Source organism: Fluoribacter gormanii, from assembly GCF_900156395.1.
Lineage (GTDB): Bacteria > Pseudomonadota > Gammaproteobacteria > Legionellales > Legionellaceae > Legionella > Legionella gormanii.
Genome location: NZ_FTNL01000029.1, coordinates 19,401 through 40,175, shown reverse-complemented (window position 1 = coordinate 40,175; position 20,775 = coordinate 19,401). Strand labels below are relative to the sequence as shown.

Genomic DNA, 20,775 nt, shown 5'->3' with positions numbered 1-20,775 from the left:
ATATCCATTCGGGAGGATGCTTGAATCTTGGGCGAGCGGTTGGCTTCTGAGGACATCGAGAGTGTGGATGTTAAAGCTTAAAGAGAATTTCCATGTAACTCTAGTGGCACTGCCATTCATTTAAGAAATAACTGTCATTCCCGCACAGGCGGGAATCCATGGATGAATCAGGCACTGTACGAGCTTTGTGAATAGATTCCCGCCTGCGCGGGAATGACAAAAATTAATATCCATTCGGGAGGATGCTTGAATCTTGGGCGAGCGGTTGGCTTCTCAAGACATCGAACTTGTGGATGTGAAAGCTTAAACAGAATTGCCATGTAACTCTAGTGGCACTGCCATTCATTCAAGAAAAAACGGTCATTCCCGCGCAGGCGGGAATCCATCCATGATTCAGGCACTGTAACCGCTTTGTGAATAGATTCCCGCCTGCGCGGGAATGACAAAAATTCATATCGGTTCGGGAGGATGCTTGAATCTTGGGCGAACGGTTGGCTTCTGAAGACATCGAACTTGTGGATGTTAAAGCTTAAACAGAATTGCCATGTAACTCTAGTGGCACTGTCATTCATTTAAGAAAAAACTGTCATTCCCGCGCAGGCGGGAATCCATGGATGAATCAGGCACTGTACGAGCTTTGTGAATAGATTCCCGCCTGCGCGGGAATGACTAAAATTCATATCCATCCATGATTCAGGCACTGTACCCGCTATGTGAATAGATTCCCGCCTGCGCGGGAATGACATTAATCTCTGATGCTTTCGCGGGAATTACAAAAATGGCAGAAAATCCGAGGGATAGAACTCATGGAGAGCGAGTTATTCTTCCTTAGGCGGCCGACTCATTAGGTTTTGCACTACTTGTTTTGGACTAATTTTTCCTTGTAAAAGGGCGTTAATTTGCTCGCAAATCGGCATTTCTACATGATGCTGTTTGGCAAGGAAGCAGACTTGGGAGGCGTTATATTTACCCTCTACAACTTGGCCAATTTGCTGTTCAGCGTCGTTGATGCTGATATTTTGTCCTAAGAGTAAGCCGAAACGGCGGTTTCGTGATTGATCATCAGTGCAGGTTAAGACTAAATCACCTACGCCAGCCAAGCCAAGAAAAGTTTCTGCACGTGCTCCCAAAGCAAGTCCAAGACGCTCCATTTCTGCTAATCCGCGGGTAATTAATGCGGCTTTGGCATTCGCTCCATAACCTAAACCATCACTGATGCCACAGCCAATAGCCAAGACGTTTTTAATCGCACCACAAATTTGCACCCCGATCAGATCATCAGTCAGGTAAACACGAAGGTTATCGTGATGAAGTAATTCACGGATGCTTTTTTGATATTCTGAATCATTAGAAGCTAAAGTTACGGCGGTGGGTAGGAAGTGAGCTACTTCTTTGGCAAATGATGGGCCTGAAATAATTGCTTTGGGAAAGGTAGAACCAAAAGTTTGGCTCACTAAATCACTTAATAACTGATGGCTTTGTGGATCAATTCCTTTCGTCAGCCAAGCTAACCCTTGTGGCGTTTTTTTTATTTTGTTGATAATTTCTGCAAAAGCATGCGAAGGAACCGCAATAATAACGTAATGGGCTTCTTCGATGCATCGATCAAAATCGGCTGAAGGCTCAAGGGTTTCAGGAAAATCGATATCAGGTAAATAACGTGGGTTTGCTTTTTTCTCCGTCATAAGAGCAACATGCTGCGGGTCATGTCCCCACAACAACACACGATGTCCCACTTTGGCCAGGTGAATTGCAACAGCAGTTCCCCAAGAGCCAGCACCTAATATGGCAATGTTTTTTTGGTTCATTTTATGCTCTTAAATAGGAGTGTATTTGTAGCGGGACTGACGTAACCCGGGTTTAAAAACAGATGCCTGTTATCAACCCCCGGGTTACGGCTTCGCCTGTCCCCGGGCTACAATACTTTAGTACGTAGTTGTATTTTTTAAGCTTGAACTTCTTTTTGTTTTTCTGCAAGTTGTTGCATGTATAAAGCATCAAAATTAATTGGTGCCAATACCAGTTGTGGGAAACTGCCACGAATTACTTGAGAGGTAATTGCCTCACGAGCGTAAGGGAATAAAATGTTGGGGCAGAAGCTGTTTAACAAATGGTCCAATTGATTCGCTGGTGCACCTTGAATGGTGAAGATACCGGCTTGTTTTACTTCGACAAGAAATGCAGTAGCTTTTTGGTTGGTTACGGTTGTCGTTACAGTTAATACCACTTCATAAACGCCTTCTTCCAGCATTGTGTTGGTAGTATTGATTTCGAGATTCAGTTCTGGTTCCCATTGTTGTTGAAACACAGCCGGAGTATTAGGTGTTTCAAACGATAAATCTTTAACATAAATTCTTTGAATCATAAATTGGGTTTCATTTTGGTTTTGCGCTTGGTTTGCTTGTTCGCTCATGATATTGCTATCCTCTTAGTAATTGATCGAGTTTTCCCTGGGCTTCCAGGGCATATAAATCATCGCAGCCACCGACATGTTGGCCATTAATGAAAATCTGCGGTACGGTACGTCTTCCGCTTTTTGTTATCATTTCATCACGTAATTCTGGTTGTAAATCGATACGAATGTCTGTAAATGTAGCATGCTTTTGTTGCAATAATTCCCTGGCTTTGACACAGTAGGGGCAATAACCAGTACTGTACATAATTATTTCAGCCATACTCTTATTTCCCTTTAACTAATGGCAATTCAGCATTTGTCCAGGCAGCAATTCCACCGCTAAGTACATGCGGTTGATAACCTTGGGCGCGAATTTTGTTGGCAAGAGATTGTGCTTCAATAGCGCGTGAAGCAATTAGAATAATGGGGGTATTTTTATACTTATCCATTTTTTGTTGTTCAAAATCCTCGCCTCGAGCATTGATCGCATCAATAATGTGTCCTTGTTTAAAGGCTTCTTTGTCACGCAAATCGATGACAACAGCATTCTCATGATTGATCAAATCAACAGCAGCTTGAGGGGTCAGTTCTTTTGCTTTCTTTTTCTGGGTGATTAACTCATTGATAAATGTGAGCAATAAAACCACGATAAGGGCAAGCCATAACTGCCAATGATTTATGATAAATTGACCTAAATGTTCCATGTTCTCTCTTGATATTTTATTGATGTAGCGAATTATCCCCAGAATAAGGCATGAACGCAAGTAAGGGAACTATATAAATGTAGCCTGTGTCTGACTCTTGATCACATCTGTGCTTAAGCCCCGCGTCTTGTCCGCGAGGCCCTGTGTTTTTGGGCAGATCTCATGGATCCCGCGGACAAGCCGCGGTACGTAGAATTGAGATGGACTAGTTTTCCAATGATGTGACGATTCAGAGCCTGGTGCTGTTATTTCTGTCTTTTTAGCAGTACATAGACTGCACCACTCCCACCATCTTTGGGCAATGCGCTATGAAACGCCAAAACTTCATCCAACTGCGGTAACCATCGATTCAGCAAATTTTTAATTACCGGGGGTGCTCCGAGGTTGCCTCCTTTGCCATGGATAATGAGTAGACATCTTTTGCTGTTTTCTGCCTGAGTTTGAATAAATTGACATAAGGTATCCCGGGCTGTCTCGCTTTTTAAACCATGCAAATCCAACCGGGCTTCCCATGGAATATGTCCATTTCTTAATGCCTTAAATCGCTGGCTGGAAATACTTGGATGCGAATAGGAAAGAATGGTTTCGGACAGTACTGTATCCACAATCATATCCGACAAGTAATATTCTTTTTGGGGTTGGATTATTGATGGCTTATTTTTTTTGGTTGGAATTGAAGGCTTAGGTTCTAAAGTTTTTACCCGCTTGGTTTTTTCATTTAATGGTTTTACCGAACGCATGTATTCGCGAAACAGGGCTTTGTCGTCATCGGATAAAAAATCATCAGCCATTTTTAACAAGAAATGATTCAGTGGTAATTGAAGTATAACTCAGGTCTGGTGCTGCTTGTACCTTTGATTTGCAAGGAACGTGTGTAAGTACGCCTAAGTCCTGACTTAAATAACACCAAGTTGTGCTTTGCTTCACTTAGGCTACTTTTGTTGATTAACATAGGGTACAATTTGTACTTTTTCTGGATGAGAATCGAAATCCCATGAGCAACTATATACTTAAAGAAACGGAAGAATTAAACACAATATTGGATTTTTTACGTTTTAGTGTGTCTTGCGCAATTAATGCGAATTTGTATTATGGCCACGGCACTGATAATGCGTGGGATGATATGCATTCTTTAATTCTGAGAAGCTTGTCTTTGCCTTACGATTTAGAATCAAATTGGCTTAATGCACGTTTAACTACCAGCGAGAAAAAACATTTACATCAGCAATTGGAAAAGCGTATTAATCAACGAGTACCCGTACCCTATTTAATCAAAGAAGCCTATTTTTGTGATATTCCATTTTATGTGGATGAGCGTGTACTTATTCCTCGCTCACCTATTGCAGAACTCATCAAGAATGAATTTTCTCCCTGGGTTGATGCCAATAAAGTACATCGTATTTTAGATTTATGTACTGGCAGCGGATGCATCGCGATTGCATGTTGTTATGCTTTTCCTGAAGCTCAGGTCGATGCAGTTGATATTTCCAGCGAAGCACTTGCTGTGGCTGCAATTAATCGTGAACAGTTAGGTGTGGAAGAGCAACTTAATTTAATTGAATCAGATTGTTTCTCGAAAGTCCCCAAGGTAGGCTATGATTTAATAGTCAGCAATCCTCCATATGTAGGCAAGGAAGAGATGCAAACCTTACCTGACGAATTCCGTCATGAGCCTGTGTTGGCTTTGGAAACGAGCAATAATGGATTGGCTATTGTTGAAACAATTCTTCATAACGCCCATGATTATTTAAACGAAGAGGGTGTTTTAATTGTAGAAGTAGGAAATAGCGAAGCAGCTTTATGTGAGGCTTATCCTCATGTTCCTTTTACCTGGCTTGAAATGAGTTATGGTGGGCATGGCATATTTTTATTAACGAAGCAGCAACTAGAAGAGTACTTTAATGTCCGGTAATACATTTGGAACCTTATTTACAGTAACAACTTTTGGTGAAAGCCACGGTCCAGCTATTGGCTGTGTGGTTGATGGTTGCCCACCAGGATTACTGTTGCAAGAGGAGGACATCCAACCATTTCTGGACAAACGCAAACCCGGGCAATCTAAATATACAACACAACGCCGCGAAGAGGATAAAGTACAAATCCTTTCTGGTGTTTTTGAAGGGAAAACTACAGGCGCACCTATAGCTCTGTTGATTCATAACACCGATCAACGATCTCGGGATTATGAAGAAATCAAAAACTTATTTCGTCCGGGCCATGCGGATTTTACTTATCATCATAAATACGGTCATCGCGATTATCGTGGAGGAGGGCGCTCCTCAGCACGAGAGACTGCAGCGCGTGTAGCGGCCGGAGCAATTGCAAGGCTGTATTTGCAGCGCCATTTAAATATTGAAATCGTCGGTTATTTGCAGCAAATGGGCGATTTGGTCTTGCACTTTGCTGATGAATCAGAGATTAATAATAATTCTTTTTTCTGTCCTAATAATACACAAATTCAGGATCTTGCTGATGCTATTGAGCAATTAAGACGGCAAGGGGATTCTGTAGGTGCTCGTGTAAACGTCATTGCTAAAAATGTACCTGTAGGATTGGGAGACCCTGTGTTCGACAAACTGGATGCAACATTAGCTTATGCTATGATGTCGATTAATGCAGTCAAAGGTGTTGAGGTAGGTGCAGGATTTGCAGCAGTCAATCAGTTAGGTTCCGTGCATCGTGATCAAATGTCGCACCAAGGGTTTCTGAGCAATCATGCGGGAGGAATTTTAGGTGGTATTTCTACTGGACAGAATATAGAAGTGAGTATTGCATTAAAGCCTACTTCGAGTATCACTACTCCAGGAAAGACAGTCAATGTTTTTGGCGAAGAAGTAACCGTCGTAACGAAAGGGCGACATGATCCTTGTGTCGGAATAAGGGCTGTGCCTATTGCCGAAGCAATGATGGCTTTAGTGTTGATGGATCACTATTTGAGATATAAGGCATTAATTGCCTAGAATACAAAAGAGGTCAATAATGAGCAGAGAATTAAATGTAGCCATAGTTGGGGCCACTGGTGCGGTTGGCGAAACGTTTTTAACCGTATTGGAAGAGCGAAATTTTCCGATTAAGACACTTTATCCATTGGCTAGTTCTCGTTCTGTGGGTAAAACGGTAGCGTTTAAAAACAAGCAATTCGATGTTTTGGATCTCGCTGAGTTTGATTTTAGCAAGGCGGATATCGCTTTATTTTCGGCAGGTGGAGCGGTCTCTAAAGAATATGCGCCTAAGGCCGCTGCAAGTGGTTGTGTCGTTGTCGATAACAGCTCTTGTTTTCGTTATGAAGACGATATTCCTTTAGTTGTTCCGGAAGTCAATGCTCATCGTATTGCAGAATATAAAAATAGAGGTATCATTGCCAACCCTAATTGCTCTACGATTCAAATGGTCGTCGCTCTAAAGCCTTTGTATGATGCTGCAGGAATCACTCGCATTAATGTTGCGACGTATCAATCTGTTTCTGGAACTGGAAAGAAAGCCATTAGTGAATTGGTTTCACAAGTAGGGGACCTCTTGAATGGCAGGCCTGCTAATGTCAACGTTTATCCACAGCAGATCGCTTTTAATGCAATTCCGCACATCGATCAATTTGAAGAAAATGGTTATACCCGTGAAGAAATGAAGATGGTGTGGGAAACACGCAAAATAATGGAAGATGATAGCATTATGGTCAACCCTACGGCAGTTAGAGTACCTGTCATTTATGGGCATTCCGAAGCCATTCATTTAGAATTAAAAAAACCTTTAACTGCTGAAGAGGCCCGTAAAATTCTTTCTAAAGCTCCCGGGGTAAAGGTAGTTGATAATGTAAGTAAAGCAAGTTATCCGACTGCAATAAAAAATGCGATCGGCCATGATGAAGTATTTGTCGGACGAATTCGACAAGATATTTCACATCCCAATGGATTGGATTTGTGGGTCGTCGCAGATAATATTCGCAAAGGTGCTGCATCTAACGCAGTGCAAATTGCTGAAATTTTGCAACGAGAATATTTATAGTTCCAATGGTTTTTCGGCCCCTTCTCTCTTTTGGAGAGAAGGGGCTTTATCATACCAATATAGTATTTTACTCAATCAGATCGCTAAAAAAATCCTCCTACTTTTTATAAGCTAAGTTATACTTTGATTAATACGATTGGATTTTTAAACTATGCTAAATGAATATTATTTAACTGATGATATTGAAGAACCTGTTCTTGCGAGTAGTATTTTATCTTATGCTACTCCCAATGTTTCTGGTACGCGTTTTAATGAGCTAAAAACAGGACAAATTGCATGGGAAGCCAAGCTGGATCTCTCCAATTTACCATTGGAGGGAGCACGTACCGCTTTGCTGGAATTTATCCAAAAGCAAATAACAAAGCGTAAACATTGCATACTCATAACTCATGGTACAGCAGGCTCTAAAAATACTCCTCCAGTATTAAAGAATTTAATTAATCACTGGTTACCCCAAATCAGAGAAATAACTGCTTTTCACAGTGCACTCCCCAAAGATGGTGGGGCTGGGGCTGTATATGTTTTGCTGAGATCGGCAATGGATTTGCCTGTACCCATTCGTATAGAAAAAAGTACATCCTATTTGGTTGCTGAAACCAAGGCTATGGAACGACAGAGACGTTTGGCCGAACAGCAAGGGGAGCGACGGATAGCACTGGTAAAAGCACGTGAACACTCCGATTATGAAGCGCAACCTGGTCCTGAAGGCGAATTGCAAAACACTATTTTACAACACCCGGAGTTAGATAGTCAGCGTTTTGATGGAATTGACTCTCCTTTAAATCCTGAACCTCCTTTAAATACTGATGCACGTCGTGAGTATGATAATGAACGACGCAACCAGGAACAGGAAAAACAACTGCGTTTAGGTAACATGCCCAAATTTACTAATACACCTAAACCTAGAGGTCCTTATTAATGACTATTGCAAGTGACATAATCAGCCATCGAATGCCTGATTTTGAAGCTTATCTTCGAGCAGGAGAAACGTTGGATGACATTGATGAATATGGTTTTACACCCTTAATTGAGTGTGCTATTACGCGCCAAATTCAGATTGCCGAACAGTTGATTGCTCGGAAGGTCGATGTCAATAAAGCAGATGTGACAGGGCGTACACCATTGCATTGGGCTGTAGACAATAATGATGTTGCCTTGGCGCAGTTGTTGTTAGAACACGGTGCAGATCCCAATGCGTATACGCGTAATGGGCTTTCGGTATTGGTTTATCCTGTATTACGCAATCAAGATACGCTGAAACATTTACTCTATCAATATGGGGCTAAGCTGGATTTTGCACTTGATTTCATTAATGGCAAACTACTCGGACATCGTTTTGAATTACAAGGTGATGTGGATATAGTCAATGCCAAAGGAGAGTTTATTGAACTGGATTATGAAGGATTCATTCTTGAATTTACTGTTGCAGTGATAAGAGATGCTTTAAAACGTTTTATCAATAGTTATTCAACTCGCCATTTACGTGAATATTTTCCATTAGCTCATGTGATTATCGATGCGTTTTCGCTTGCAGAAGAGCTGTTGCAATATCAACACTTACCTTTTCTCAGTGAACAGCACATGCAAAGGCTAAATGATTTATTAAAAGTACCGATGTTAATTCTGCCTGCTGCAAGTCGAGGCCATGCAATGGGCTTTATTCGCTTTGGCCAATGGTGGGCTAAAATTGATCGCGGCGAAAACAGCCTTAAGGAAGGAAGTGTTAATATCTATAAAATCACTCGCTCTGAGGCATTTAATGCCCATTTCCTACAAAATTTTCTTTATAAAAAACAACCACGCAATTATTTTCATCAGATGATCAACCATCAATTAGGCTTGGTACCGGTAGCAAAAATTCCAATTAGTTCGCAAATTAGCGGCAATTGTTCTTGGGCCAATATACAAGCCATTGTGGCAGTTGCTTACGCCATTCAAGGATTGGAAAAAAACAGTTTTTTAAATTCAGATCCTGCTATGGCCTTTTATGATGAGTGGGTCGCCTGGGATAAGGAACGAGCCATAGATGAATGCATTCAGCGTTTTTATTTGGCCAATCCGCTGCGTAAGGCAAGTATTGCGGCAATGTTGGGTGGGGTTTTATTTCAAGCATTTAATTATGAAAACAAGCGGCATTTGGAAATGGCGGAAAAAATACTTAAAATTTTAACCTTGCCGGATTATGAATATATTTTGAAAAGTTATCTTGAAGAGTATTGTATCAAGCGACTTACTAGAAAAGGTAATAATTTACTTAAGATCCTCGATGATTGTGGTATTAACCCCAATATTGGGGTCAACCCTATCGCCACAGGCTTATAGCTTTGTAACTTGGGTGCTCCCATTTCCTTCAGGATAACGTATCGTTCGAGGTGATGTACCGAGTCAATCATCTGTATTAACTGCCAGGTTGCCCCAGCAATCTTCTTATTGGGCTAAATTTTTCAGCTATAATCAAATGGTAAGAACTATCTTATCCTGATAAGGAGAGCACTATGTTAAAGTGGGCGCTGATATTTTTGGTTATCGCCATCGTTGCGGGATTATTTGGTTTTCGTGGTATTGCGTCTACAGCTGCAAGTATCGCTAAAGTACTTTTCTTTTTATTTATTGTTATCTTCCTGACCCTTTTAATTTTGGCCATATTTGGAACTGCATCTCTTACTGCAGTACCGTGATCTGCTATCAATACACTTATTGCTTCGATGTACAACCGGTTTGAAATGGTATCGGTTGCACATCAAGAATTAATGCGTTATGAATAGGAATTTTTATGATAGAGAGGCAATATCAATAACAAAACGATAACGGACATCACTTTTCACGACTCGTTCATATGCTTCGTTCACTTGTTGAATAGGAATTAATTCAATATCAGATACGATGTTGTGTTTGCCACAGAAATCGAGCATTTCTTGAGTTTCCTTAATGCCCCCAATAATTGAGCCAGAAAGGCTTCTTCGTTGAGCAATCAGGGAGAACGGATTGAGGGGGACAGACTCTTCTGGAATGCCAACAACGACCATAGTGCCATCACGTTTGAGTAATTTGATGTATTCATCCCAATCGATTTTCGCGGAAACTGTACAGATAATCAGATCAAAATAATTTCTTAACTTTTGAAAAGTATCAGGATCTGAAGTAGCAAAAAAATGATCGGCGCCCATGCGTCTACCATCTTCTTCTTTACCCCGCGAATGACTCAATACAGTTACTTCCGCACCCATTGCATGAGCCAGTTTGACTCCCATATGCCCAAGTCCCCCCAAACCTAAAATGGCGACACGTTTTCCAGGGCCAACATGCCAGTGTCTCAGAGGCGAGTAGAGCGTTATTCCCGCGCAAAGCAGTGGAGCTGCGGCATCCATAGGTAAGTTTTCTGGAATTCTGAGAACGTAATGTTCATCAACAACGATTTTGGTCGAGTAGCCCCCTTGGGCTAAGTTACTGCTATTGGGCTCATAATTGTTATAGGTTAAAGTCATTCCTTCTTCGCAAAACTGCTCCAATCCTTCATGACAGCTTTCGCATCGTCGGCACGAATCAACAAAGCAACCAACTCCCACATGATCGCCTACTTTAAATTTGCTGACCGATGGGCCTACTTGACTGACTACGCCAATAATTTCATGACCAGGAACCATTGGAAATAAAGACCCACCCCATTCATCTTTTACTTGATGAATATCTGAATGACAAATACCACAATAATGGATATCAATCAGTACATCGTTGTTTCCAACATCACGACGATTAAACGAATAGGGGGTAAGTGGTGCTTTTGCTTTTTGAGCCGCATAACCTTTTACAGGTATCATTAAAACTCTCCTTGTTATATCGAATAGAGGGACGCTATTACTTTTGCAGCGAGTGCTGTAAAATTTGTATTAGCATTAACGAGTGTATGATTTATGTCAATTTACTGCCAACATTATACGCCAATTTTATCAAATCAGGCTGCTTTCATAGAACTAACGATATGGGATAAGCGACTGTAACCCATTAACAACGCCACAGTAGCTTATAAAGAATCTTAAATATAATTACTGGCCTTAGCTTGGCCAGCAGAAGCACAATCTAGATTGTTACTCCCAAATGGGGAATTTCTTTATCTAGTTCATCAAAGAGACCACCATTACAAAAGAGGTTCTTTTCAAAGGTTTCTAATTTTCTGAGGGAGTCTGTTTTGGTATTAAAAAACGTTCCTACATACCCCTGTTCGGAATAAATTTCGGTCAACAATCCGGGAACAATAGTAAGACCGGCAATAACTCCACCTAGTGCTTTGACACAAGCAATGATTGATTTCAGTATTGGATTCAATTCATTATACCACTTTGCCCAACCACGAAATTGGCCAAACTCATCTTTTGCGCCTTTTATTGATTTGTAGCACGTGCTCTTAAACTCTTTATAACTGTCTTGTGACATAGGATTATTGAAAAAATCAGCCCCCGCACCGACCAACGAAGAGCGCAACAATTGGGCAATTGGAGCTACTTTGGAGTAATTGGGGTCGAAATCATTATTAACAACAGGTAGATCATCGGACGCGCCAGACTCATAGGCTTTCGTTCCTTTGTGAGTCAGCTCAAACAATTTATAATTGAGCATCTGCAGTAACTGATTAAATTTATGTTCTTCTCGTGCAATAGCCAACATGGCTACGAATTTTCTTTCTGCTTTAGGTAAGGCTTGTTGGATCAAAGTTGGATCAAAATGCTTTGATAAATGGATATTAACTTTATCGACTAAACGTTCTGCCAGCTCTGAGATATTATCATCAGCAATCTTATAAAGATTAAGTTTTTTCCTCAGGAGTAGAAGTGAGTCTAAATCAAGCGCTGATAAGTCACCTGCTGCCATAAATAGAGAGGATGATTTGATGGCCTGTTCAATGTTTTCATCTGGAAGAATAACCCCATAGCGTATTTCACTATGCTTATAACTAAGAGGCTTGCTATAAGAGCTACTTTCTGGAAATTTATGTTCAATTGCATTAACGATTTGAATAAACTGTGTTTGTTCCTTTTCGCTAATTGAAAGCTTTTGCAACGAAGGAACAAGGCCGAACTCCAGTGATGAATGCTTTTTATCATCTTCTAAATGAAGAGTACCCTTATCGCCTGGGCGAAAAAAACATTTCAGAGGTTTTCCTTGCAGCGGATGTAATGCACCTGCTGACTCAAGCACCATATATTCAATAATATCTGTTTGTTCTAGCTGCTGTTTTTCGTAATCCAAGCCGGATTGGCTTAATTGGTTCGCAATAAGTTGATAGAAGGACATAATTTTATAAACATGAAAAAAAAGTTGGCGGATTCTAACAAACATTTATGCCAATTACATTCTAATTTTATTAATTATCATGCGATTAAACTAATGTTCATGAATTATCAGTCAGAATTTTGATGTGGGGAGATAGAAAGCGAAGAGTATTTTGAGTTGATGGATTTTTTGATACGAGGAGTAATCATGGTTTTCGAATAGTAGCCTAGGTGATGCGTGAAGCAAAACCTGGTATTTGGGGCAAGAATTTCCCGGGTTACGGCTCGCGCGTTCACCCGGTCTGCTTTCTGTAACTTTATTCTTTTATTGCCGGTTCTCTTTTTTTATTGCTTTCTCCCTTGGCAGCAGAGGCTTTAACATTTCCTTGTTGCTGCTGACCTGTTTTTCTACGATTCTGGTTTGAAGGAGAGCTGCTGCCCGTATTGGCTCGTTGCGGTTGATTACCACTAGGCCGACGTCGCCGGTTTTGCGATCTTCGATCACCAGTTCCTTTCGCGGATTTTGCTTGCGGTTGATTACGGCCTGGCATTTTTTTAGCTTGACTCTGTGGTACTGGAGCTGAAGAGTCAGTATGCCCACCAAATAAACTTGACCATAAACGCTTGATGAAGCTGGTTTGGGAACTTTTTACGGGTTGATGTTCCGTAAATGGCTTGACTGCCGGTTCATCGCGTAAAGAAGTTTCTGCCTCACTAGCAGTAAGGTGTAATTCGGGTTGTTGGATTAGGGAGTAACTGGGCTTTTTAGACTTACCCACATTATCCTCTTTGAGCCGAGTAATCGTATACTGTGGCAAGTGCATATAAGGGTTAGCAATAATTATTACTGAAACGCCGTGTCTTTTTTCGATGTCTTTAATGAAATTACGTTTCTCATTAATGATGAAGGTCGCCATTTCTGCAGGAAGCTGTACTTGGATCTCGGCAGTCTTCTCTTTTAATGCTTCTTCTTCGATAAGGCGTGTTATAGAGAGTCCGTGCGACTGAATGTTACGAACAGTGCCTCGTCCTTCACAACGTGGGCAAACTTCTTGAGCGCTTTCACCCAAGGATAATCTTAGGCGTTGACGAGACATTTCTAAAAGACCAAAGCGAGAAATACGTCCAACCTGGATGCGTGCTCTATCTGCCTGTAACGCTTCTTTTAAGCGATTTTCTACATCACGTTGATTTTTACTGGAGCTCATATCGATAAAATCGATAACGACCAGACCACCCAAATCACGTAGACGTAATTGGCGTGCAATTTCGTCAGCTGCTTCAATATTGGTGTTGAAGGCTGTTGCTTCGATATCTGATCCACCAGTTGCTTTGGCTGAGTTTACATCAATTGAAACCAGCGCTTCGGTTCGGTCAATCACCAAAGCACCTCCAGATGGCAACATAACTTGGCGTTGATATGCAGTTTCTATTTGGCTTTCAATTTGATAGAAGTTAAACAAGGGGATACTGCTGTTGTAAAGCTTCAAATTAGGTAAGAATTCAGGTTTTACTCGCTCAATATACTGCTTGGCTTTAATGTAGGAAATCTGATCATCAATGATGATTTCGCTGATTGACTTACGTAAGTTATCGCGAATGGAACGAATGATGACATCCCCTTCTTGGTGAATCAAGCAAGGAGCAAGTTCTGTATTATAAGCCTGTTTGATTGATTGCCATTGATTACATAGCATATCCAGGTCATCTTGCAATTCTTCTTGGCTTTTGCCAACTCCAGCTGTGCGGATGATAAGTCCCATATCTTCAGGTAGAGTCAATGCGTTGAGTGTTTCACGTAACTCATCGCGCTCTTCTCCCTCGATGCGTCTGGAAATACCACCGGAGCGAGGGTTGTTTGGCATCAGAACGAGGTAGCAGCCAGCCAGAGTAATATAGGTAGTGAGTGCTGCACCCTTACTGCCACGCTCTTCTTTGTCTACTTGAACTAATAACTCCTGGCCTTCACGAATTAACGAAGTGATTGGTGGCTTTTCATCACCAAATTCTTCAGGATTTCTGCTTAAATATTCAGGTGCAATTTCTTTAAGTGGCAAGAAACCTTGGCGCTTAGAGCCGTATTCTACAAAAACGGCGTCGAGACTTGGCTCCCGTCTGGTAACGGTTGCTTTATAAATATTCCCCTTTTTCTTCACTTCACCAGGACACTCAATGTCTAGGTCAAATAAGTAACGGTCTTTAACAAGTGCAACACGAACTTCCTCAGTTTGCATCGCATTGATTAACATTTTTTCCATCTATTACCCCATAATTAGGGCGCCGTCATTTAAGTTGAGATAGTATAAGGCTCAAAATACCTTAGAGGTTCAATTGGATAAACTGACATTTCTACGCTTTTGGCTGATGTCTGGATTTTCTGTGCTTCGATGCATACATCTGTATGCTTTGTTGCATTATTTGAAAACCCGGGGGTTTCACCGCAAGAAGGTAATAGGTCAGTAGCACCTTGAATTGAACAATAAGCGATGTGATCTTTAAGCGAACCCATGGCCTTGTAAACAGACTTTACGCAGGTTCCCTGCTCAACAGACCTCTTTTGAAACGCTACTGCGGAAGATAACTGCGTCGTTGTTACGGTGCTCGAATCTTCATGTACCGAGGAGTACACTCCATTTCCGTGCCTCGTTTCTCCGAGCATTGGTTTCCCTGCAGCGAGTTTCGAAAGAGGTCTAATGAAAGGTGCATGCTCTGAAATATACTGGTTACAAATCAAACGGGTAGAAATATGAAGCCAAAGGCGTGCGAAAGCCCTGAAATAATTCGTAATCGGTATAAAGCATGTCTGGCATGCGTAGGTTTCTGTCAAAAATATGCTCAATTTATCTCTGGCATTGGGTTGCTTCCTTATATCTGCTTAAATGGAAGCGCTATTTCTCATGTAACTATAATTTAACAAGTAATCACTCATTCAGGGCGGGTTAAAACCCAATCTCCTTAACGATCAGCATATACTTTAAAGTAAATAGTCACGCTTTTTTTATTTAAATGCGTTATAATTCGGTTGCATGGAAATTTTCCCACGCTACTGGCGATCATATCAAAAAAATCACGCCCAGCAAACAGGTTTATTGACAATGAGTGAAGTAAGTTATAAAGAAATCAGTAATGAAGAAGAAGGGCAACGTCTGGATAATTATTTGATTCGTATTTTGAAAGGTGTTCCCAAAAGCCATATTTATAGAATTATTCGTGGTGGTGAGGTTCGAGTTAATAAAAAAAGAGCACAAGCCAATTCAAGATTGCATGCTGGGGACAGTGTACGTATTCCCCCCATTCGTCTGTCAGAATCAAAAGAGGTGTTTGTAGGTGATGCCTTGGCAAAACGGCTAAATGAATGCATTCTTTTCGAAGATTCCTGTTTTTTGGTAATTAATAAACCGGCAGGTATCGCGGTTCATGGCGGAAGTGGTTTGAGTCTCGGTGTAATCGAAGCGTTGAGAAAAACAAGACAAGATTTAGCCTATCTGGAATTGATTCATCGACTTGATAAAGAAACTTCAGGTTGTCTTTTGTTAGCCAAAAAAAGAAGTACTTTGAGAGCGATGCATGCATTGCTTGAGTCACGTCAAGTACAAAAGACTTATTGGGCGTTATTAACCCATCGTTGGGAAGGTAAGAAACAGTTGATTGTTCGTGCCGCACTTGAAAAAAATACTTTAAAATCAGGTGAACGTATTGTTTCGGTTAACGAAGAAGGGAAAGCTTCTGAAACAGGGTTTAAGCTTCTTGAAAACTATCAGCAGGCCTGTTGGGTTGAGGCTACTCCTAAAACCGGGCGTACACACCAAATTCGTGTACATAGCGCTCATTTAGGACATGTTATAGTTGGCGATAAAAAATATGGAGCACTTGCAGGAGAAATAGAAGGGATAGATAATCAGCATCATCGTCTTTTTTTACATGCGCGATCCATTCAATTTGAATTGAATGGTACAAAGCATTTGTTTCAAGCTGATGCAGATAACCATTTTTCTACCGCACTAAAACAATTACGTGCGAGGAGCGTAGTGAGCAATGAGCAATCCATATGATTTAGTAGTATTTGACTGGGAAGGTACTATTGCGGATACTTTAGGAATCGTTTTACATATAGTTGCTACAGAAGCGAATTTGTTGGGATTTGGAAATTTTGATCCTCACCAGGCAAGAAAATATGTTGAGTTGGGTTTAGTACAAGCTTTGAGGAAAACTTATCCACATTTAACGACAACACAACATCAACAATTGTTACAGGCCGTACAATTAGCGATGCATTCTCGTTCAACTGATGTGTGTTTAATGCCAGGAGTGCGTGAACTGATTCAGCGATTACATGAGGCTAAGATAACCCTCGCGATTGCAACCAATAAAGGACAGCAATCCTTGTTACGCGCCTTGCAGACTACGGGTCTTGATAAGATATTTAAAATAACCCGCTCTGCAGGACAGGTTCCTGCCAAACCTTGTCCACAAATGTTAGAAGAAATTATTGAAGAGCACGGCGGAACAGCAGCTACCACATTAATGATAGGCGATTCGCTTACAGATATGGAAATGGCCAAAGGTGCTCAAGTTACTGCTGTAGGAATCGACATTTATCATCAGCAAGAAGAGTCTGCACTTAAAGCCGCCGGTGCAGTGGTCGTATTTGATGATTATGAACAAATAGCAGATTTTTTAAATTTATCGAAGAGTAGTGAACCACATACATAGTTATCTGTAGCCTGGGCGAGGAATTAGAGTAATGAACCACGATTCCCGAGCTCAAATTCACTCAGGTTAGATTTTATTTTTGGACTACTCATAGGATGGGGGTTGCTTAATTTCGTCTTATGTAAAGGGAGTATCAAGCGTTGAGTACATTAACCAGTTTACCAAATTTATTAACTTTACTGCGCATCGTTTTGATTCCAGTATTTGTAATTGTTTTTTATTTACCGTTTTCATTTGCACATATGCTGGCAGCAAGTATTTTTGCCGCCGCAAGTTTTACTGATTGGTTGGATGGTTATTTGGCACGTAAGCTCAAGATGATGTCTCCTTTTGGTGCTTTTCTTGATCCTGTCGCAGACAAATTACTGGTTTCTACCAGTTTATTATTGTTAGTAGGAGCTAAAGAGATTAATTACATTACCATCCCGGCGATTGTGATAGTTGGTCGTGAAATTGTTATTTCAGCGTTAAGGGAGTGGATGGCTGAGGTTGGCAGACGTGCAAGTGTTACCGTAGGTTATGTAGGAAAAATCAAAACTTTTCTGCAAATGATCGCTTTGTTTTTGTTATTAGCGTTTAATCCGTTAGACACGTGGGGTGGAATTTTTGGTTTTGTCCTGCTTTATGTGGCCGCAATTTTAACGATTTGGTCTATGATTATTTACTTGGCAATCGCATGGCCAGAATTAACGAAAAAAAATTAATTTTATTATTGACAGCGTTTTAAATTTCGGTAGAATCACACCCCGTAGAGACGCGGGAATAGCTCAGTTGGTAGAGCACAACCTTGCCAAGGTTGGGGTCGCGAGTTCGAGTCTCGTTTCCCGCTCCAAATTAAAGCGACACAAAAAGTCGCTTTTTTTTTTAGAGCTGAAAGAAGAAGTATTAGAAGTATCAAATGAGGCTGTGTGGCAGAGTGGTCATGCAGCGGCCTGCAAAGCCGTGTACGCCGGTTCGATTCCGGCCTCAGCCTCCATAAATAAATTGCCCAGGTGGCGAAACAGGTAGACGCAAGGGACTTAAAATCCCTCGGAGGCAACTCCATGCCGGTTCGATTCCGGCCCTGGGCACCATTCACCAACCACCAATCATTCTGAAGCAAACAAAATTAACGCAAGAATCGCAAAGACCATACCCAATCCATGTTTTAATGTTAGTCCTTGTTTGAGAAACACAACGCTTAGCAGCAGCGTGATCATTGGATACATCGAGGTGACAAGCACTACTGGCATTGTAGGTCCATTGCGAAGCGCCAAAATGAAAAAAATGCAGGCAATACCACTTGCTAAACCGTTCAATAGTCCGTAGGTACTTCCTTTGGGACAAAGATCCAATTTAAAATCAAGTAATACCAAAGCGATGATGCCGGAAATTAATACGCCTATACTTGAATAAAAAGTGATGGATAGGGGATTAATAAAGCTTGATGCTCTTGTACCCCAATATCCCCAGGCACCATAAAGACACAAAGCAATGAGCGAAGGATAATACCAAGAGCTAGGATTCATTCAAACTACCTTACCTGTTAGCAGGTTTTACATATTAGTGATATAGGATAACTGGTAGTTTGTTAAAATAATACTACCGAGTACCCCTTCATGTGTCCTGGGTTATTGTTTTACCTCACCGCCATAAGCCAAGCGCATAGATGATTGTCATTCCCATCTTTGTGGAGATTGACACTCTCTAACTAAATGGCAGCTCGGTTTTTCCTACCCAGGCAAATGCTGATTTAACCAACAATTGCTCTTCGTGGAACTGTTGCCTGGTCGGACTGGAAATCCAGTTCTCTTTGCTTTCCTAACCATTCAATTAATCGAGGACGGAATGTCTTAAAAAATAAGTAGAAACGGTTGGATGAGCGAATCTGTGCCCCTTCATCACTTTGATATAAAGACATCAACTCCTCTGAGGTTGTTAGCTTTAAATTTAAGGCAATTTTATCTGCATGAAAGGTGATATCAGTTAAGACACTATTCTTTAATTTGAAAAAATCTTCGATAATTTCACGACCTTCTATTTTAAAATCATCCAGAGTAAATTGATGTTTTGCAAAATACTCACTTTTTTTTCCATTGGCTGCTTTTAATTCTTCTTTTGCACCCGCGGCGATAAGTTCCATACTCAAATCATCGAAATGGTAAAAATTTGACCAGTGAAGTGCTGTCATTCCCTGTGAATCTGCATGATTCACAGTACAATCTAATTCACGCATTTTATTCAAAATATGTTTCGCCGCTTCTTTATCTGCCAGTTTGCATGCTAATAGCAGCGCTGTATTTTCATAAGAAGTCGCTAAAAGAAATTTTGGATTTGCCATACTCAATGCGTGCTGAAGTTTAAACGGATTGCGTTCAATAATCGCCAGATGTAAGGGGGTGTTTGTTGGTACTTGATCATCATAACTATCTTGGTCATATACAGACAATTCGCAATATAGATTGAGAATTTTTAATGTATCTTGAGATGACTCTATGGATTTTAGTTCGTTGAGGTAGATGGCAAAAAAATTTTTAAGTGCATTTAAATGAATTAATAAAGGCAAGATGTGTTCTAAAATATTAGGTTTCAGCAAATCATTATCCCGCAAATAGGTCAGGAGGGATTGAAGTTTTTCAATACTGTTTTTATATCTTAGCAGGGGCAACATGGGTTCTATTATTTCTTTTTGTAATAGACCGAGTTTGTCGATGAATTTAAAAAAAGAGCCAAGGGCTAGAAGATCTTCTCCAGAACAATTAGCCTTTAATAATTCTGCAAGCAATGGAATTAATGGATGAGGAAGGCTTTTACAGAGCCCAAACACGTCAAAAATTAAATACCATTCACTGTATTCTTCTATATATACAGAATCTCCTCTATCCATAGAAAAACGGACCGGAGTAACGTGGCTTAGTTCAGAATAACGAACAAGTTGGTTATTCTGCGCTAAAAAACAAATAAGATCATAAATTTTATCATCTTGTTCAGGAGCCAACCTCATTGCTTTTACCAAAGCTTTTCGCGTATCCAGATTTGTATTTTTATCCGTAAATAAACGTAAAGCCCCAATTGGATTAGAAAAACGTTTTGCTTTGATGAAGGAAACAAGGTGAAGGAAATCAGTGAGCTGTTCAAGAGCTCTTCCAGGTGAAGTTAAGCTAAGCTCTTCACCTAACAGGGCATCAATTTCATCAAAATGCACATCGGGTTTATTAACTAAGGCAGTAATCTTATCGTTAAAAAGGATTTTTTTTACGTTCCTTTCTGATGAGGCCATAATATTCCTTCTGTTAAAATTGGATTTCTTGCATAATTGTTTTTTTATCCCTTAATGTTCATTTACTTCATAAGAAGGTGTTTAAAAAGGGAATAGTATATTCAGGTACTCTCTAACCATATGTAATTCTATGGGATATATTGATAAACAATCTTACTTTAAATAAATTAAATTCACAATTTGTCGAATTAATGGTTTTATATGAGGCGCTGCTATTAAGCTAAATTTGTTGGCGAGGACATGCGTGTGTTATAGGAGGTTCTTCGGTGCGCTATAGGCGACATTGATTAGGAGTAATGATTTGGACCTGGATAAAATCATGATGCATACCAATTAAATATCCACAAATTCTGTGGATAAGTATGTGGGTTAACTGATGAAGAAATAATAAATAGCAGAACTCCGTATAAGGTATATCGCTTGGGTGATTTTTTC

The 20,775-nt window shown here is 40.5% G+C and carries 20 protein-coding genes and 3 tRNA genes; 12 read left to right on the top strand and 11 right to left on the bottom strand.

The window, feature by feature from the left end; all coding sequences use genetic code 11:
- Positions 1 to 818: 818 nt before the first annotated feature.
- The 5 genes from BW930_RS15095 to BW930_RS15075 form a co-directional block, all read right to left on the bottom strand.
- Positions 819 to 1,808: an NAD(P)H-dependent glycerol-3-phosphate dehydrogenase gene (locus BW930_RS15095; protein WP_058466964.1), complete on the bottom strand. Its 990-nt coding sequence runs from the start codon at positions 1,806 to 1,808 to the stop codon at positions 819 to 821.
- A 137-nt stretch (positions 1,809 to 1,945) separates the two neighbouring features.
- Complete coding sequence (gene secB / locus BW930_RS15090) at positions 1,946 to 2,413, bottom strand: protein-export chaperone SecB (RefSeq protein WP_058466963.1); 468 nt, start codon at positions 2,411 to 2,413, stop codon at positions 1,946 to 1,948.
- A 7-nt stretch (positions 2,414 to 2,420) separates the two neighbouring features.
- Positions 2,421 to 2,675 (bottom strand): glutaredoxin 3, encoded by a 255-nt coding sequence (grxC, locus tag BW930_RS15085; protein WP_058466962.1) that lies wholly within the window; start codon positions 2,673 to 2,675, stop codon positions 2,421 to 2,423.
- Positions 2,676 to 2,679: 4 nt separating this feature from the next.
- Entirely contained in the window at positions 2,680 to 3,099 is a 420-nt protein-coding gene (locus tag BW930_RS15080; RefSeq protein ID WP_058466961.1) for a rhodanese-like domain-containing protein, read from the bottom strand.
- Positions 3,100 to 3,344: 245 nt separating this feature from the next.
- Positions 3,345 to 3,890: a Smr/MutS family protein gene (locus tag BW930_RS15075; RefSeq protein WP_058466969.1), complete on the bottom strand. Its 546-nt coding sequence runs from the start codon at positions 3,888 to 3,890 to the stop codon at positions 3,345 to 3,347.
- 203 nt (positions 3,891 to 4,093) lie between these two features.
- On the opposite strand from BW930_RS15075, the gene prmB reads away from it, so the two are divergent.
- The 6 genes from prmB to BW930_RS15045 all read left to right on the top strand — a co-directional run bounded on the left by prmB (position 4,094) and on the right by BW930_RS15045 (position 9,779).
- On the top strand, positions 4,094 to 5,011 hold the full coding sequence (gene prmB, locus BW930_RS15070) for a 50S ribosomal protein L3 N(5)-glutamine methyltransferase (protein ID WP_058466960.1): 918 nt from the start codon (positions 4,094 to 4,096) through the stop codon (positions 5,009 to 5,011).
- Positions 5,001 to 6,059, top strand: coding sequence for a chorismate synthase (gene aroC, locus BW930_RS15065; RefSeq protein WP_058466959.1), 1,059 nt, complete (start codon positions 5,001 to 5,003; stop codon positions 6,057 to 6,059). The genes prmB and aroC overlap by 11 nt, the downstream gene beginning before the upstream one ends.
- A 19-nt stretch (positions 6,060 to 6,078) precedes the next feature.
- Entirely contained in the window at positions 6,079 to 7,101 is a 1,023-nt protein-coding gene (locus tag BW930_RS15060) for an aspartate-semialdehyde dehydrogenase (protein ID WP_058466958.1), read from the top strand.
- A 151-nt stretch (positions 7,102 to 7,252) separates the two neighbouring features.
- The gene (locus tag BW930_RS15055) at positions 7,253 to 8,020 is read left to right on the top strand and encodes a Smr/MutS family protein (RefSeq protein ID WP_058466957.1); all 768 of its coding nucleotides are present in this window, start codon (positions 7,253 to 7,255) and stop codon (positions 8,018 to 8,020) included.
- On the top strand, positions 8,020 to 9,423 hold the full coding sequence (gene ankH, locus BW930_RS15050) for a Dot/Icm T4SS effector AnkH/LegA3 (protein WP_058466956.1): 1,404 nt from the start codon (positions 8,020 to 8,022) through the stop codon (positions 9,421 to 9,423). The genes BW930_RS15055 and ankH overlap by 1 nt, the downstream gene beginning before the upstream one ends.
- 173 nt (positions 9,424 to 9,596) lie before the next feature.
- Complete coding sequence (locus tag BW930_RS15045; protein ID WP_058466955.1) at positions 9,597 to 9,779, top strand: DUF1328 domain-containing protein; 183 nt, start codon at positions 9,597 to 9,599, stop codon at positions 9,777 to 9,779.
- Positions 9,780 to 9,872: 93 nt separating this feature from the next.
- On the opposite strand, the gene BW930_RS15040 is transcribed toward BW930_RS15045, so the two are convergent.
- From BW930_RS15040 to BW930_RS15025, 4 genes are all read right to left on the bottom strand, one after another.
- A complete protein-coding gene (locus tag BW930_RS15040; protein ID WP_058466954.1) occupies positions 9,873 to 10,919 on the bottom strand; it encodes an NAD(P)-dependent alcohol dehydrogenase in 1,047 nt (348 codons plus the stop codon).
- 259 nt (positions 10,920 to 11,178) lie between these two features.
- The gene (locus BW930_RS15035) at positions 11,179 to 12,435 is read right to left on the bottom strand and encodes a hypothetical protein (protein ID WP_238587821.1); all 1,257 of its coding nucleotides are present in this window, start codon (positions 12,433 to 12,435) and stop codon (positions 11,179 to 11,181) included.
- 250 nt (positions 12,436 to 12,685) lie between these two features.
- The gene (locus BW930_RS15030; protein WP_058466953.1) at positions 12,686 to 14,626 is read right to left on the bottom strand and encodes an Rne/Rng family ribonuclease; all 1,941 of its coding nucleotides are present in this window, start codon (positions 14,624 to 14,626) and stop codon (positions 12,686 to 12,688) included.
- A 29-nt stretch (positions 14,627 to 14,655) separates the two neighbouring features.
- Positions 14,656 to 15,027, bottom strand: a complete 372-nt coding sequence (locus BW930_RS15025; protein ID WP_058466952.1) for a hypothetical protein — start codon at positions 15,025 to 15,027, stop codon at positions 14,656 to 14,658.
- A 436-nt stretch (positions 15,028 to 15,463) separates the two neighbouring features.
- Here BW930_RS15025 and BW930_RS15020 point away from each other — a divergent pair, with 436 nt between their 5' ends.
- The 6 genes from BW930_RS15020 to BW930_RS14995 all read left to right on the top strand — a co-directional run bounded on the left by BW930_RS15020 (position 15,464) and on the right by BW930_RS14995 (position 18,154).
- Positions 15,464 to 16,420 carry an RluA family pseudouridine synthase gene (locus tag BW930_RS15020; RefSeq protein WP_058466967.1) on the top strand — a complete coding sequence of 319 codons (957 nt, stop codon included), beginning with the start codon at positions 15,464 to 15,466 and terminating at the stop codon, positions 16,418 to 16,420.
- Positions 16,404 to 17,081, top strand: a complete 678-nt coding sequence (locus BW930_RS15015; protein ID WP_058466951.1) for an HAD family hydrolase — start codon at positions 16,404 to 16,406, stop codon at positions 17,079 to 17,081. Before BW930_RS15020 ends, BW930_RS15015 begins: the two co-directional genes overlap by 17 nt.
- Positions 17,082 to 17,221: 140 nt before the next feature.
- Positions 17,222 to 17,785 carry a CDP-diacylglycerol--glycerol-3-phosphate 3-phosphatidyltransferase gene (gene pgsA / locus BW930_RS15010; protein ID WP_058466950.1) on the top strand — a complete coding sequence of 188 codons (564 nt, stop codon included), beginning with the start codon at positions 17,222 to 17,224 and terminating at the stop codon, positions 17,783 to 17,785.
- Between the two features lie 52 nt (positions 17,786 to 17,837).
- Positions 17,838 to 17,913 (top strand) — tRNA-Gly (locus BW930_RS15005).
- Positions 17,914 to 17,983: 70 nt separating this feature from the next.
- A tRNA-Cys gene (locus tag BW930_RS15000) sits at positions 17,984 to 18,057 on the top strand.
- Positions 18,058 to 18,067: 10 nt separating this feature from the next.
- Positions 18,068 to 18,154 (top strand) — tRNA-Leu (locus BW930_RS14995).
- A gap of 15 nt (positions 18,155 to 18,169) precedes the next feature.
- Here the strand turns inward: BW930_RS14995 and BW930_RS14990 are convergent.
- Both BW930_RS14990 and ankQ read right to left on the bottom strand, forming a co-directional pair.
- Entirely contained in the window at positions 18,170 to 18,589 is a 420-nt protein-coding gene (locus tag BW930_RS14990; RefSeq protein ID WP_058466949.1) for an EamA family transporter, read from the bottom strand.
- A 224-nt stretch (positions 18,590 to 18,813) separates the two neighbouring features.
- A complete protein-coding gene (ankQ, locus tag BW930_RS14985; RefSeq protein WP_058466948.1) occupies positions 18,814 to 20,340 on the bottom strand; it encodes a Dot/Icm T4SS effector AnkQ/LegA10 in 1,527 nt (508 codons plus the stop codon).
- Positions 20,341 to 20,775: the final 435 nt, after the last annotated feature.

Bases quoted from the DNA above. Each gene is read 5' to 3' on its own strand.
- BW930_RS15095 (WP_058466964.1), bottom strand. From the start codon at position 1,808: ATGAACCAAAAAAACATTGCCATATTAGGTGCTGGCTCTTGGGGAACT.
- BW930_RS15015 (WP_058466951.1), top strand. From the start codon at position 16,404: ATGAGCAATCCATATGATTTAGTAGTATTTGACTGGGAAGGTACTATT.
- BW930_RS15035 (WP_238587821.1), bottom strand. From the start codon at position 12,435: ATGTTTGTTAGAATCCGCCAACTTTTTTTTCATGTTTATAAAATTATG.
- BW930_RS15025 (WP_058466952.1), bottom strand. From the start codon at position 15,027: ATGCTCGGAGAAACGAGGCACGGAAATGGAGTGTACTCCTCGGTACAT.
- aroC (WP_058466959.1), top strand. From the start codon at position 5,001: ATGTCCGGTAATACATTTGGAACCTTATTTACAGTAACAACTTTTGGT.
- BW930_RS15060 (WP_058466958.1), top strand. From the start codon at position 6,079: ATGAGCAGAGAATTAAATGTAGCCATAGTTGGGGCCACTGGTGCGGTT.
- BW930_RS15030 (WP_058466953.1), bottom strand. From the start codon at position 14,626: ATGGAAAAAATGTTAATCAATGCGATGCAAACTGAGGAAGTTCGTGTT.
- BW930_RS15080 (WP_058466961.1), bottom strand. From the start codon at position 3,099: ATGGAACATTTAGGTCAATTTATCATAAATCATTGGCAGTTATGGCTT.
- BW930_RS15020 (WP_058466967.1), top strand. From the start codon at position 15,464: ATGAGTGAAGTAAGTTATAAAGAAATCAGTAATGAAGAAGAAGGGCAA.
- BW930_RS14990 (WP_058466949.1), bottom strand. From the start codon at position 18,589: ATGAATCCTAGCTCTTGGTATTATCCTTCGCTCATTGCTTTGTGTCTT.
- BW930_RS15040 (WP_058466954.1), bottom strand. From the start codon at position 10,919: ATGATACCTGTAAAAGGTTATGCGGCTCAAAAAGCAAAAGCACCACTT.
- ankQ (WP_058466948.1), bottom strand. From the start codon at position 20,340: ATGGCCTCATCAGAAAGGAACGTAAAAAAAATCCTTTTTAACGATAAG.
- secB (WP_058466963.1), bottom strand. From the start codon at position 2,413: ATGAGCGAACAAGCAAACCAAGCGCAAAACCAAAATGAAACCCAATTT.
- grxC (WP_058466962.1), bottom strand. From the start codon at position 2,675: ATGGCTGAAATAATTATGTACAGTACTGGTTATTGCCCCTACTGTGTC.
- BW930_RS15075 (WP_058466969.1), bottom strand. From the start codon at position 3,890: ATGGCTGATGATTTTTTATCCGATGACGACAAAGCCCTGTTTCGCGAA.
- ankH (WP_058466956.1), top strand. From the start codon at position 8,020: ATGACTATTGCAAGTGACATAATCAGCCATCGAATGCCTGATTTTGAA.
- prmB (WP_058466960.1), top strand. From the start codon at position 4,094: ATGAGCAACTATATACTTAAAGAAACGGAAGAATTAAACACAATATTG.
- BW930_RS15055 (WP_058466957.1), top strand. From the start codon at position 7,253: ATGCTAAATGAATATTATTTAACTGATGATATTGAAGAACCTGTTCTT.
- BW930_RS15045 (WP_058466955.1), top strand. From the start codon at position 9,597: ATGTTAAAGTGGGCGCTGATATTTTTGGTTATCGCCATCGTTGCGGGA.